The sequence below is a fragment of the Variovorax sucrosi genome (assembly GCF_051216635.1).
In the GTDB taxonomy this organism is placed as follows: Bacteria; Pseudomonadota; Gammaproteobacteria; order Burkholderiales; family Burkholderiaceae_C; genus Variovorax.
Genome location: NZ_JBPJZU010000009.1, coordinates 31,263 through 44,834 on the forward strand (window position 1 = coordinate 31,263; position 13,572 = coordinate 44,834).

The 13,572-nt window shown below is 69.8% G+C and carries 7 protein-coding genes; 4 read left to right on the plus strand and 3 right to left on the minus strand.

Annotated features, from left to right (window positions below):
- Positions 1 to 80 precede the first annotated feature (80 nt).
- Positions 81 to 2,174, plus strand: coding sequence for a TonB-dependent receptor family protein (locus tag ACSFBE_RS17900; protein WP_435491999.1), 2,094 nt, complete (start codon positions 81 to 83; stop codon positions 2,172 to 2,174).
- Positions 2,175 to 2,246: 72 nt separating this feature from the next.
- On the opposite strand, the gene ACSFBE_RS17905 is transcribed toward ACSFBE_RS17900, so the two are convergent.
- The 3 genes from ACSFBE_RS17905 to ACSFBE_RS17915 form a co-directional block, all read right to left on the minus strand.
- Complete coding sequence (locus ACSFBE_RS17905; protein ID WP_435492000.1) at positions 2,247 to 2,633, minus strand: YkvA family protein; 387 nt, start codon at positions 2,631 to 2,633, stop codon at positions 2,247 to 2,249.
- Positions 2,630 to 3,667 carry a VWA domain-containing protein gene (locus tag ACSFBE_RS17910; RefSeq protein ID WP_435491759.1) on the minus strand — a complete coding sequence of 346 codons (1,038 nt, stop codon included), beginning with the start codon at positions 3,665 to 3,667 and terminating at the stop codon, positions 2,630 to 2,632. The genes ACSFBE_RS17905 and ACSFBE_RS17910 overlap by 4 nt, the downstream gene beginning before the upstream one ends.
- Before the next feature lie 169 nt (positions 3,668 to 3,836).
- Entirely contained in the window at positions 3,837 to 5,591 is a 1,755-nt protein-coding gene (locus tag ACSFBE_RS17915) for an alkaline phosphatase D family protein (RefSeq protein ID WP_435491760.1), read from the minus strand.
- A gap of 234 nt (positions 5,592 to 5,825) precedes the next feature.
- Between ACSFBE_RS17915 and ACSFBE_RS17920 the strand changes: the two genes are divergently transcribed.
- Genes ACSFBE_RS17920 through ACSFBE_RS17930 form a run of 3 tightly spaced genes read left to right on the plus strand, consistent with a single transcriptional unit; the run spans position 5,826 to position 13,552 of the window.
- Positions 5,826 to 7,130: an efflux RND transporter periplasmic adaptor subunit gene (locus ACSFBE_RS17920; RefSeq protein WP_435491761.1), complete on the plus strand. Its 1,305-nt coding sequence runs from the start codon at positions 5,826 to 5,828 to the stop codon at positions 7,128 to 7,130.
- A gap of 15 nt (positions 7,131 to 7,145) precedes the next feature.
- The gene (locus tag ACSFBE_RS17925) at positions 7,146 to 10,286 is read left to right on the plus strand and encodes an efflux RND transporter permease subunit (RefSeq protein WP_435491762.1); all 3,141 of its coding nucleotides are present in this window, start codon (positions 7,146 to 7,148) and stop codon (positions 10,284 to 10,286) included.
- The gene (locus ACSFBE_RS17930) at positions 10,283 to 13,552 is read left to right on the plus strand and encodes an efflux RND transporter permease subunit (RefSeq protein ID WP_435491763.1); all 3,270 of its coding nucleotides are present in this window, start codon (positions 10,283 to 10,285) and stop codon (positions 13,550 to 13,552) included. The genes ACSFBE_RS17925 and ACSFBE_RS17930 overlap by 4 nt, the downstream gene beginning before the upstream one ends.
- The last annotated feature ends 20 nt before the right edge of the window (positions 13,553 to 13,572 follow it).

The window sequence follows — 13,572 nt, forward strand, 5'->3', positions numbered from 1 at the left end:
AACACACCCGTCGGCCCGCTGTCTTTCGCGTCGGCGGGCGGCGGACGGTCGGGCTGGCCGGCACCTTGTTTGCCGCCGCGCTGCATGCGCAGACGCCGTCGCCGGCCCCGCCGGATCCTGCGCCCGACGACGCGACCCCGAGCCTGCGCGCAGTCACCGTCTCGACCCCACGCGGCGAGGTCGTGCCCTTCGACATGCCGGGCTCGGTCGACCGGGTCGACCGCCAGCAACTGCGCGACGGCAAACTGCAGGTCAACCTGTCGGAGAGCCTGGGCAGCGTGCCCGGCCTGCAGGTGCAGAACCGGCAGAACTATGCGCAGGACCTTCAGATTTCCATCCGCGGCTTCGGCGCGCGTTCGACCTTCGGCCTGCGTGGCGTGCGGCTCTACGTGGATGGCATTCCCGCCACGCTGCCCGACGGGCAAGGGCAGAGCACCAACATCGACCTCGGCTCGGCCGACCGCGTGGAGGTGTTGCGCGGGCCGTTCTCGGCGCTGTACGGCAATTCGTCGGGCGGCGTGATCCAGGTCTTCACCGAAGACGGTGAAGCGCCGCCGCGCCTGGGCTTCTCGGTGGCAGGCGGCAGCTTCGGCAGCACGCGCATCGGCGCCAAGGCCTCGGGCGCCAACGGCGCCGTCGACTACGTGCTGAGCGCGAGTCGCTTCCGCACCGACGGCTACCGCGACCACAGCGCCGCCACACGCGACATCGCCAACGGCAAGCTGGGCGTGCAGCTCGACGACGGCAGCCGGCTCACGCTCATTGCCAACAGCGTGCGCATCGATGCACAGGACCCGCTGGGCCTGACGCAGGCGCAACGCGACGCCGACCCGCGCGCGGCGCCGCTCGCGACCCAGTACGACACCCGCAAGACGGTCGATCAGACGCAGGTCGGGTTGCTGTACGAACGCCGCATCGATGCCGACCAGGACCTGCGGCTGATGCTCTACGGCGGCGACCGCCGCACCACGCAGTTCCAGTCGATCCCTCCGTCGGCGCAGGCGAGCGCCCTGAGCGCCGGCGGCGTGATCGACCTGCAGCGCCGCTATGCCGGTTTCGACGCGCGCTGGACGCTGCGCACCGCGCTGGCCGGCCGGCCCTTCGAGCTGTCGACCGGCCTGGCCTACGACACGCTGCACGAGACCCGCCGCGGCTACGAGAACTTCATGGGCACCGGCGCCGGGCAGCGACTGGGCGTGCAGGGCGCGTTGCGGCGCGACGAACGCAACCAGGTCGGCAACGTCGACCCCTATGTGCAGACGCGCTGGGACTTCGCCGAGCGCTGGTCGCTCGAAGCCGGCCTGCGCCAGAGCACCGTGCGCTTCGACTCGAACGACCGCTACCAGCGCGGCATCAATGGCGACGACAGCGGCGACGCGCGCTACCGCAAGCTGCTGCCGGCGGCCGCGGTGCGCTTCGCGGCCACACGCGACCTCAACCTCTACCTGAGCGGCGGGCGCGGCTTCGAGACGCCGACACTCAATGAACTCTCGTACCGCCCGGGCAATGTCGGCGGGCTCAACTTCGCGCTGCAGCCGTCGGTCAACCGCAGCTTGGAAGTCGGCGCCAAGGCGCGTGTGGCCGACGGGTTGCTGACCGCCGCGTTGTTCCAGACCCGCACCGACGACGAGATCGTGACCGCCACCAACAGCGGCGGTCGCGCCACCTTCCAGAACGCGGGCCGCACGCGGCGCGACGGCGTCGAACTCGCCTGGCTGCACGAGACGCGCAGCCACTGGCGCACCCAGCTGGCCTACACCTGGCTGGATGCGCGCTACCGCGACGGCTTCTGTTCGCCCGCGCCCTGCACCGGCGGCAATGCGGTCGCGCCGGACAACCGCATCCCCGGCATCGCGCGACAATCTTTCTTCGCATCGTTCGGCTATGCGCCGCCGCTGGGTTGGCGCGCGGGCGCCGAGCTGCGCGCGCTGCACCGTATCGAGGCCAACGACACCAACACCGCGCGTGCGCCGGGCTACGTCGTCGTGGCCCTGCAGGCGGGCTATGTGCAGCGCTGGGCCGGCTGGGAGTGGAACGCCTTCGCCCGCGTCGACAACCTGTTCGACCGTCGCACCGTCGGCTCGGTGATCGTCAACGAAGGCAACGCCCGCTACTTCGAGCCGGCACCGGGGCGCAACTGGACGGTGGGGGCGGGCGCGACCTATGCCTTCTGAACGCGGGGTCCTCGATCCCGCAGTTCGGAGGGGCCTGGAAGCCACGCCATGCTCACCCGTCGGCATCGACTCTCAGTGCGTCCATCCGTACCACGCCAGCCCGGCGATGGCGATCCACAGGCCCACAATGACGACCGCCGCGACCCGGCTGACCGGCTTGGCGCCTGCGGTCTGCATCCACGCGTCGGCTTCGCTGCGGCACTCGGCAAGGACCGCCGCAGGAATCAGGCGGACGGTCAGCCAGATCAGCACGGGCAGCAGCAGAACATCGTCCAGGTAGCCCAGGACAGGAATGAAGTCCGGAATGAGATCGATCGGACTCAAGGCATAACCGACCACGAAGGCGCCCAGGGCCTTGGCGTACCAGGGCGTGCCGGGGTGCTTGATCGCGAACCACAGCGTCACTCCGTCCCGCTTGACGCGCCGGGCCCAGGCGCTCAGCTGGGGTTGCATCGTCAGGCGATGCGGCCGAACCACAGCAACGACAGCGCGGCTGCTGCCATGGCCACCACCGCCGACAGCAGCGCCAGCACAGCGCTGAGTTCGGTCTCGCGCGTCGTCACCTGCAGGCGCGAACCGAGGCGTTCGTAGACGGTGCGCAGCGCTTCGGCGCTGCCGGCGTGGTGGTATTCGCCCCCGGTCATGCGCGCCACCTCGCGCAGTGTCGGCTCGTCCAGCCGCATGTAGATTTCCATCCCCTCGGGCGTGGCTGCGGGGCCGTCCACCGTGCCCAGTCCGACCACGTAGATGCGCACGCCGCGGTCGGCCGCCATCTTCGCCGCGGCCAGCGTGTCGACGCCGGTGGTGCGGCGGCCGTCGCTCAGAAGAATGATCGCGGCGGCGTCGTAGGAGCCGGGTGCCACCGGCGTGATCGGTGGCGGGCGCGCCTTGGGCTTCTCGTCCAGGCTGCGCCCGGCCGGCTTGTTGCCGATGCCCAGGTCGTCCAGCGCGATGCCCTGTTCCGGGAACAGCTCCGCCAGGGACAGCACGATGGCATTGCCGACTGCCGTGCCGATCTGCATCTGAAAGGCGTCGATGCTGGCGACCAGCGCCGCCCGGTCGAGGGTCGCGCGCTGCGCGACCTGGCTGCTGCCGGCGAAGGTGACGAGCCCGACCTCGATGTTCCGCGGCAGTTCCTGCAGGAAGGACTTCGCGGCCTCCTGTGCGGCGACCAGCCGGGTGGGCTTGACGTCGCTCACCCGCATGCTGAGCGACACATCCATCGCCAGCATGATCGAGGAGCGCGCCCAGGGCAGCGGCACCCGCGCCACCGGCCGCGCCGCCGCCAGCAGCAGGCCTGCGCAGGCGAGCAGCAGCAGGGCAGGCGGCAGGTGCCGCCGCCATTGGCGGCCGGCCGTCGCTGCGCGCGCAACCCCCAAGCTGCTGTAGCGCAGGGCCGCCCGGGCGCGCCGCCGCAGCAACCAGAGGTAGAGCGCCGGCAGCGGCACCAGCGCCAGCAGGATCCAGAGGGACTCGGGCCAAAGGAAGATCATCGGCGGCGCGTGGTGGTCCTCGTGCAACTCGGCCGCACGGCCAAGCGCCGCGACGCGGGCGCACGAGGTTCTCTGCAGTGCAGCAACATCGTGCCTGTGACCGCTTCGTTGCGCAACCGGTGGCGCGTCGCTGCGCTGGGGAACGCGCGACTCTGCCGTTGCGGCCCGCTCAGGCGGTCAGCACCTGCAGATGGCCGGTGCCCGGAAGCGCGCGCAGCGTCGCGGCCGTCCGAACCGAATAGTCACGGCTGAGCACCGTGCTCACCTCGATGAATTCGCAGCGGGCTTCGGCCGGCGTCAGGGTCAGCACGGCATAGCCGCGCTTGCTGGTCTCGGCGTAGCGCAGGTCGTCGACCATGCGCCGGAAGGCATCCGACAGCAGATCGTTCGCGACCAGCGGCAGTGCGCGCTCGAAGCCCGGCGAGGACACCGAGGCGGTGGCGAACTCGACCCCGACCCGCTGGCCGCTGGTGTCGGTCAGGTTGCCGGCCCAGGCGTTGTGCGTGTCGCCGGCCAGCGAGACGAGGTTCTTCCCCTGGCTGCGCGCCAGCGCCAGCACGGCGTCACGCGCGGCCGGGTAGCCGTCCCAGGCGTCCATGTTGTAGGGCGCCTTCTCCTGCGCCAGCAGCGCGCGCTGGCTGTCGCTGCGCGCGACCTCCGGCGTCGATTGCGCCACCACGTAGGCGGTGAGGGTCTCGACGGTGATGGCGGTGGCCACGCTCAGCGGGACGGCCATGCGCATCATCAGCACCTGCTGGCCGAGCACCTGCCAGGTGCCGGCGGACGCCGCCATGCGGGCCGCCAGCCAGTCGAGCTGCGGCTGCCCGAGCAGTTGCCGGGTCGGCGATGCGGCCTCGCCGGCCATGTACTGGTCGAGCGTCAGCTGCTTCTCGCGCCCGACCAGTCGGGTGTCGAGCATGTGCAGCGACGCCAGCGTGCCGAAGTCGAAGGAGCGGTAGATCTGCAGCGGGTTGGCCGGGTCGGGCAGGCGTGTGGGCAGCCACTCGTGGTAGGCCTGCACGGCCGCGGCGCGCCGGGCTGCGAAGCTGCCCTCGGTCGCTTCGTCGTGGCTGGCGGCACCGCCCGACCAGGCGTTGTCGGCCAGATCGTGGTCGTCCCACACCGCGATCATGGGCAGCCGCGCGTGCAGGGTGCGCAGGTCGGCGTCGGTGCGGTACTGCGCATGGCGCTGACGGTAGTCCTGCAGCGTCAGGATCTCATGGTCGGGCGTCGATACGCGGTCGATGGCAATGGCGAGCTGGGAGGCGTAGCCCAGCCGGCCGTACTCATAGATGTAGTCGCCCAGGTGAAGCACCACGTCGATGTCGGTGCGCCGCGCGATGTCGGCATAGGCATTGAAGTAGCCGCTCGGGAAATTGGCGCAGGACACGACCGCCAGCTTGGCCTGTGCCACGCCGCCCACCGGCAGCGTCTTGGTGCGCCCGACGGGCGAGGTGTCGCTGCCGATGAAGAAGCGGTAGTAATAGCTGCTGCCAGGCTGAAGGCCGGTGGCGTCGACCTTGACCGTGTAGTCGCGCTCGGGGCCGGTGCTGGTGGTGCCGCGGGCGACGATGGCGCCGAAGCGCTCGTCGCTCGCCACCTCCCACACCACGTTGATCGTGCCCGGCGCAGCGGCCGTGACGCGGGTCCAGAGGATCACGCGGCCCGGCAGCGGGTCGCCGCTCGCGATGCCGTGCTGGAAGACCGAGCCGCTGCTGTCGGGCGGGCTGCCACTGCCGCCGTCATCGCCTCCGCCTCCGCCGCAGGCCGTCAGGCCAACGCCGCTGCCGGCGAACATCGCGAACATCACCGCGCTTCGCAGCAGCGAGCGACGGCTGGTGCCGGTCAGCGTGCAGGCTTCGCAGGCGCCCGAATCGGCCGTCGGGATTGTCTCGAGCTTCTTCTTGTCATCGTGGGGTCGCATGGGAGGGCATCCTTCTCCGCCGGCGGCGAGCCGCACTGCGCGGTCGCTCCGTCTCGACGTGGCGGCATTGGATGTGACGTTTTCACTTCTGTCGGTAGGTTGCCGCCGATGCCCGCGTCAGCCGGCAGCGCACGGTGCGCCGGCGCCCCTTTACGTGGCGTTTACGGGGCGGAAGTGATGCCAGCTACGATGCCGGGCTCTACTCGCACCCGACTTGTGCCGACGCTGCCCTCCATGGACCACCCCCACCCACACGCCACCGCCCATGCCGATCCTCAACCCGTGCCGGACCCGTCGCCCCCGCGCCGGCGGCGCTGGGTCGGCAGCTTGGTGGCGCTGCTGGCGGTTGGACTGCTGGCGGCCGGCAGCTGGTACCTGATCAAGCGGCCGCCGGCGGACCCGACGGGCGGGTTCGGCGCCTTCGGTGGCGGCATGGTCACCGTCGGCAGCGCCGCGGCCCGTCAGGCCGAGCTGCCGATCACGCTCGATGCGCTGGGCACCGTCACGCCGCTGGCCACCATCACGCTCAAGGCGCAGGTCGGCGGCGTGCTCACCGACGTGCTCTTCACCGAAGGCCAGACCGTCAAGAAGGGCCAACTGCTGGCCCGCATCGACCCGCGGCCGTACGAGCAGGCGCTGATGCAGGCCCAGGGCACGCGGGTGCGCGACGAGGCGCAGCTCGAAGCGGCGCGCGTCACCCTGGCGCGCTACCGCACGCTGCTCGGCCAGGACTCGATCGCGCGGCAGGACGTCGACACCCAGGCCGCACTGGTCAAGCAGCTCGAAGGCACGGTCATCACCGACAAGGCGTCGGAAGCCGCAGCCCGCGTGAACGTCGAGTTCACCCGCATCACGGCGCCGATCACCGGCCGCATCGGTCTGCGGGCGGTCGACCAAGGCAACACGGTGACGGCCAATTCGACCACCGGCATTGCCGTCATCACGCAGATGAATCCGATCGACGTGCAGTTCTCGGTGCCGCAGGACCGGGTGCCCGAGATCCAGCAGCAGCTCGCCCAAGGCAAGCCACTGGCCGTGACTGCCTTCGACCGCACGCGCAGCGCCACGCTCGACACCGGGACCTTCTCCACGCTGGACAACGTGGTCGACACGACCACCGGCACCGTGAAGGCCAAGGCGCGCTTCGAGAACACGGCCGCGACACTGTTCCCGAGCCAGTTCGTCAATGTGCGCCTCACGCTGCGCACGCTCGATTCGATCGTGGTGCCGGTGACCGCGGTGCGCACCGGGCCGAAAGGGCCGTACGTCTATGTGATCGGCGACGACCGCACGGTGCAGATGCGCACGGTCAAGCGCGGCGAGTCGACGGTGGATGTGGTCGCCATCACCGAGGGACTGAAGGCCGGCGAGCTGGTGGTGACCGAAGGCGGCGACCGCCTCAGCGAAGGCTCGCGCGTGCAGTTGCAGGGCGAGCGCCCGGCGGCCGGCCCGCGCGCCGGTGCCTCGGGCCCGCGCCGCGCCGGGTCGGGTCCGCAGGGCGAGCGTCGCCGCCGCGAAGGCGGCGGGCCGCCTCCCTGACCGGAGGCGCATCCCGTGAGCCCCTCCCGTCCCTTCATCGAACGCCCAGTCGCGACCGGGCTGCTGATGCTCGCCATCGTGCTGGCCGGCCTCGTCGGCCTGCGCTTCCTGCCGCTGGCCGCATTGCCGCAGGTCGACTACCCGACCATTCAGGTGCAGACGCTCTACCCGGGCGGCAGCCCCGAGGTGATGAGCCGCACCGTCACCGCACCGCTGGAACGCCAGTTCGGCCAGATGTCGGGGCTCAACCGCATGAGCTCGGTCAGCGCTGCCGGGGTGTCGATCGTCACGCTGCAGTTCGACCTGAACGAGACCCTCGACGTGGCCGAGCAGCAGGTGCAGGCCGCCATCAACGCGGGCGGCTCCTTCCTGCCGGCCGACCTGCCGGCGCCGCCGGTGTACGCCAAGGTCAATCCGGCCGATTCGCCCATCCTCACGCTGGCGATCAGTTCCGAGACGATGCCGCTCACCGAGGTGCAGAACCTGGTGAACACGCGCATCGCCCAGAAGATGAGCCAGGTGGCCGGCGTGGGCCTGGTCACGCTGTCGGGCGGGCAACGGCCCGCCGTGCGCATCCAGGCCGACACCAACGCGCTGGCGTCGGTCGGCATCGGGCTGGACACGCTGCGCAGCGCCATCACCGCGGCCAACGCCAACAGCGCCAAGGGCAGCTTCGACGGCCCGAAGCGCGCCTACACCATCAACGCCAACGACCAGTTGGTCACCGCGGCCGACTACAGGAACCTGATCGTCGCCTGGAAGAACGGCGCGCCGGTGCGCATGACCGACGTGGCGCGCGTGGTCGACGGGGCCGAGAACTCGCAGCTCGGCGCCTGGGCGGCATTGAAGGGTGAAGAGGCGAATGCCGAGGGGACACTGCGGCCCGCAGTCATCCTCAACGTGCAGCGCCAGCCCGGCGCCAACGTGATCGCCACGGTCGATGCCATCCGCAAGCAGCTGCCCGAACTGCAGGCCTCGCTGCCCGGCGCGGTGCGGGTCGAGATCCTGTCGGACCGCACCACCGGCATCCGCGCCTCGGTGCACCACGTGCAGCTCGAACTCGTCCTGGCCGTCGTGCTGGTCGTGCTGGTCATCTTCTTCTTCCTGCACAACATTCGCGCCACGGTCATCGCCAGCATCGCGGTGCCGATCTCGCTCATCGGCACCTGCGGACTGATGTACCTGCTGGGCTATTCGCTCAACAACCTGAGCCTGATGGCGCTCACCATCGCGACCGGCTTCGTGGTCGACGATGCGATCGTGATGATCGAGAACATCGCGCGCTACCTGGAGGAGGGCGAGAAGCCCTTCGCCGCGGCACTCAAGGGCGCGACGCAGATCGGCTTCACCATCATCTCGCTCACGGTGTCGCTGATCGCGGTGCTGATCCCGCTGCTCTTCATGAGCGACGTGGTGGGCCGTCTGTTCCGCGAGTTCGCCGTCACGCTGGCCATCACCATCCTGATCTCGGCGGTCGTGTCACTCACGCTGGTGCCGATGATGTCGGCACGGTGGCTCAAGAGCGAACCGCACAACGCGACACGCGGGCTGGCCGGCAAGGTGCAGGCCTTCTTCGACCGGGTGATCGCGCGCTACGACATCTGGCTGCAATGGGTGCTGCGGCACCAGCCGCTGACGCTGCTGGTGGCGCTGGCCACGCTGGTGCTCACCGTGCTGCTCTACGTCGCCATTCCGAAGGGCTTGTTTCCGACCCAGGACACCGGCCAGTTCAAGGGCCGCATCGAGGCCGCGCAGGACGTGTCGTACCTGCGCATGGCCGAGCTGCAACAGGCCGCGGCCCAGGTGATCCTGCGCGACCCGGACGTGCGCAGCGTGAGTGCAGTGGCCGGCGTGGATGCGGCCAACAACACCACCCTCAACACCGGCAGCGTGCTGATCAACCTGCGAGAAGGCCGCAGCGATCAGCAGGCCGTCATGACGCGGCTGCGCGAGCAGGTCCGCCACGAGGTGGCCGGCGTGCAGCTCTACCTGCAGCCGACGCAGGACCTGACCATCGACGCCGAGACCGGCCCGACGGAATTCCGGGTGTCGCTCGAAGGCGTCGATACCGCGACGGTCAACGGCTGGGCGAAGAAACTGGTCGATCGCCTCGCGAAGGAGCCGCTGGTGCGCAATGCCACCACCGATGCCGGCGCGCAAGGCCTGGCCGCCTACGTCGACATCGACCGCAGCACGGCCTCGCGCCTGTCGGTGACGGCCAGCTCGGTCGACGATGCGCTCTACAGCGCCTTCGGCCAACGCATTGTCTCGACCATCTTCACCGAGACCAACCAGTACCGCGTGATCCTCGAAGCGCAGCGCGAAGGCCTGTCGTCGATCCAGGGGCTGGGCACGCTGCAGCTGCGCACCGGCGCCGGCACGGCCACGCCGCTGTCGGCCTTCGCAACCGTGCGCGAGCAGTTGGCGCCGCTGCAGGTCACACGCGTGGCGCAGTACCCGGCCGCGACCGTCGGCTTCGACACCGCGCCGGGCGTGGCGCTGGGCAAGTCGGTGTCGGCCATCCGTGCCGCCGCGCAGGAGATCGGCCTGCCGCCCAGCATCACCATGAACTTCCTCGGTGCCGCGGGTGCCTACGAGAAATCGCTCTCCAGCCAGCTGTGGCTCATCCTGGCGGCGGTGATCTGCGTCTACATCGTGCTGGGCGTGCTGTACGAGAGCTATGTGCACCCGCTCACGATCCTGTCGACGCTGCCCTCGGCCGGTGTCGGCGCGTTGCTGGCGCTGATGGTCACCGGCAACGACCTGGGCGTGATCGGCATCATCGGCATCATCCTGCTGATCGGCATCGTCAAGAAGAACGCCATCATGATGATCGACTTCGCGATCGACGCCGAGCGGCGCCAGGGCAAGTCGCCGCAGGAGGCGATCCACCAGGCCGCGCTGCTGCGCTTCCGCCCGATCCTGATGACCACGCTGGCTGCGCTTTTCGCCGCGGTGCCGCTCATGCTCGGCTGGGGCGAGGGCGCCGAGCTGCGCCGGCCGCTGGGCCTGGCCATCTTCGGCGGGCTGGTGCTGAGCCAGATGCTCACGCTCTTCACCACGCCGGTGATCTACCTGGCCTTCGACCGCCTGGGGCGCCGCTTCTCGCGTCGTCGTGAAGCGGACGACCCCGAGGCCGTGGCCGAGGCGCCATGAACCTGTCGAAGCCCTTCGTCGAACGCCCGATCGCGACCGTCCTGCTGACCGTCGGCATCGCGCTGGCCGGCATCATGGCCTTCTTCGTGCTGCCGGTGTCGCCGCTGCCGCAGGTCGACTTCCCGACCATCTCGGTGTCGGCCACCCTGGCCGGTGCCAGCCCGAGCACCATGGCCTCGAGCGTGGCGACGCCGCTGGAGCGCCGGCTGGGCGTGATTCCCGGCGTCAACGAGCTCACGTCGACCAGTTCCAACGGCTCGGCCCGGGTCACGCTCCAGTTTGACCTCAGCCGCAACATCGACGCGGCGGCTCGCGAGGTGCAGGCCGCCATCAATGCGGCGCGCGCCGACCTGCCGACCACGCTGCGCAGCAACCCGACCTACCGCAAGGCCAACCCGACGGCTGCGCCGGTGGTCATCCTGGCGCTGACCTCGAAGACGCGCACGCCGGGCCAGATCTACGACGCGGTGTCGAACATCGTGAGCCAGCGCCTGTCGCAGGTCGAGGGCGTGGGCGACGTCGAGATCGGTGGCGGTTCGCTGCCGGCGGTGCGGGTGGAACTGGAGCCGTATTCGCTCAACCGCCTGGGCATCAGCACCGAGGACGTGCGCGCCGCCATCCAGGCCAACAACGCGAACCGGCCGAAGGGCGCCGTCGAGAGCGGCGACCGGCGGCTGCAGGTCTACACCCCGGCGCCGGGGCTGCGTGCGGCCGACTACCGTGACCTGGTGATCGCCTGGCGCAACAACGCGGCGGTGCGCCTGCGCGACGTGGCCGAGGTGATCGATGGTGTCGAGAACACCCGCACGCTGGGCCTCTTCAACGGCCAGCCGGCGGTGATCGTGCTGGTCACGCAGCAGCCGGGCGCCAACATCATCGAGACGGTCGACGGCGTGCGCAAGCTGATCCCCGAGCTGCGCGAGCAACTGCCCAAGGACATCGAGGTGCAGGTGGCGTCGGACCGCACCAATTCCATCCGCTCCTCGCTGCATGAGGTCGAGCTGACGCTGGTGATCTCGGTCGTGCTGGTGGTGCTGGTGGTCGGCGTCTTCCTGCGGCGCGCGCGGGCCACGGTCATTCCGGCGGTCGCGACCGTGGTGTCGCTGCTCGGCACCTTCGGCGTGATGCACCTGCTGGGCTTCTCGCTCAACAACCTGAGCCTGATGGCGCTGACCGTCGCCACCGGCTTCGTGGTCGACGACGCCATCGTGGTGCTGGAGAACACGCAGCGCCATATCGAGAACGGCATGGACCGCGTGTCGGCCGCGCTGCGCGGTGCACGCGAGGTGGGCTTCACGGTGCTGTCGATCAGCCTGTCGCTGGTGGCGGTGTTCATCCCGCTGCTGTTCATGGGCGGGCAGGTGGGGCGGCTGTTCCGGGAATTCGCGGTCACGCTGTCGGCGTCGGTCCTGATCTCGCTGGTGATCTCGCTCACCACCACGCCGATGATGTGCGCGATGCTGCTGCGCGCCGAGAGCTATTACGCCCGCAAGCCACCGGGGCGCATCAGCGGGCCTTTCATGCGCTGGACCGAGGGCCTGTGGCAGTGGAGCCTGCGCGTGTACGGCCGCAGCCTCGACTGGGCGCTGGCGGCCAAGGGTGTGGTGGTGGCGGTACTGCTGGCGGTGATCGCGCTCAACGTGTACCTCTTCATCGCGGTGCCCAAGGGCTATTTCCCGCAGCAGGACAACGGCCAGCTCAACGCCGGACTGCGGGCCGACCAGAGCATCTCGTCGGCGGCGCTCACCGCCAAGCTCAAGGAGGCGGTCGACATCATCAACGCCGACCCGGCGGTCGACACGGTGGTGGGCTTCGCCGGCGGCTCTCGCGCGGGTGGCGGCTTCATGTTCGTCAACCTCAAGCCGCTGGCCGAGCGCAAGGTCAAGACCCAGGTGGTGATCGACCGGCTGCGGCCCAAGCTCAACGAGCTGGTCGGGCTGCGGGTGTTCCTCGGCCCGGTGCAGGACCTGCGCATGGGCGGGCGGCAGAGCAATTCGGCCTACCAGTACACGCTCAAGAGCGACAGCCTGAGCGACCTGCGCAGCTGGTCGAACAAGCTGGCCGAACGGCTCAAGGAGATTCCGCAGTTGACCGACGTGGACGGCGAATCGTCGGACAACGGCGTCGAGACCTTCGTCGAGGTCGACCGCGACGCGGCGACGCGCCTGGGCGTGACGTCGAGCGCGGTCGACAACGCGCTCTACAACGCCTACGGCCAGCGATCGGTGGCGACGATCTACAACGACCTGAACCAGTACTCGGTCATCATGGAATGGGCACCGCGCTTCCAGGCCGGGCCGATCGTGCTGCGCGACCTGTACGTGCCCTCGACCCTGACCGCCACCACCACGGCCGGCGGCAGCACTTCGGTGAGTTCGCTGCAGAACACCACCGACGCCGCCACCGGCACCTCGACCACCACCTCGGCCAACCCCGGCGCGCGCAACTCGTCGGCCGGCCAGGCGCTGGCGGCGAGCACGACCAACATGGTGCCGCTCGCCGCCTTCGCGAAGCTGAGCGAGCGCGCCGTGCCCAGTTCGATCAGCCACGAAGACACCGAACTGGCGAGCACGGTGTCGTTCAGCCTGGCCGATGGCGTGACGCTGGCCGAGGGTCAACGCCTGGTGAAGCAGGCCGAGAACGACATCGCGATGCCGGTCAACGTGCGCGGCAGCTTCTCGGGCACGGCGCGTGCGGCCCAGCAGTCGAATGCGCAACAGATGCTGCTGATCGTCGGCGCGCTGGTCGTGATCTACATCGTGCTGGGCATCCTGTACGAAAGCCTGATCCACCCGATCACCGTGCTGACCACACTGCCCTCGGCCGGCGTGGGCGCGGTGCTGGCGCTGCTGCTGTTTCGCATGGAGCTGTCGATCATCGCGTTGATCGGGCTGTTCCTGCTGATCGGCATCGTGAAGAAGAACGCCATCATGATCATCGACTTCGCGCTCGAGGCCGAGCGTTCGCGCGGGCTGTCGGCCACCGAGGCGGTGCGCGAGGCCTGCATGCTGCGCTTCCGCCCCATCCTCATGACCACGCTGGCGGCGATCCTGGGTGCGGTGCCGCTGGCCATCGGCTTCGGCCAGGGCGCCGAGCTGCGGCAGCCGCTGGGCGTGGCGATCGTCGGCGGGCTGATCGCGAGCCAGCTGCTCACGCTGCTGACCACGCCGGTGGTCTACGTGCTGATGGACAAGCTGCGCCGCCGTCCGCCGAACGAAAAACACTTAGCTCGTAGCGACGCCGAAGGTGGCGCCGCGGCGGCCTGAACCCCGAGAAGAAGAGAAGC

Excerpts from the sequence above, each read along its gene's own strand:
- ACSFBE_RS17910 (WP_435491759.1), bottom strand. The coding sequence starts at position 3,667 with ATGATCTTCCTTTGGCCCGAGTCCCTCTGGATCCTGCTGGCGCTGGTG.
- ACSFBE_RS17915 (WP_435491760.1), bottom strand. The coding sequence starts at position 5,591 with ATGCGACCCCACGATGACAAGAAGAAGCTCGAGACAATCCCGACGGCC.
- ACSFBE_RS17920 (WP_435491761.1), top strand. The coding sequence starts at position 5,826 with ATGGACCACCCCCACCCACACGCCACCGCCCATGCCGATCCTCAACCC.
- ACSFBE_RS17930 (WP_435491763.1), top strand. The coding sequence starts at position 10,283 with ATGAACCTGTCGAAGCCCTTCGTCGAACGCCCGATCGCGACCGTCCTG.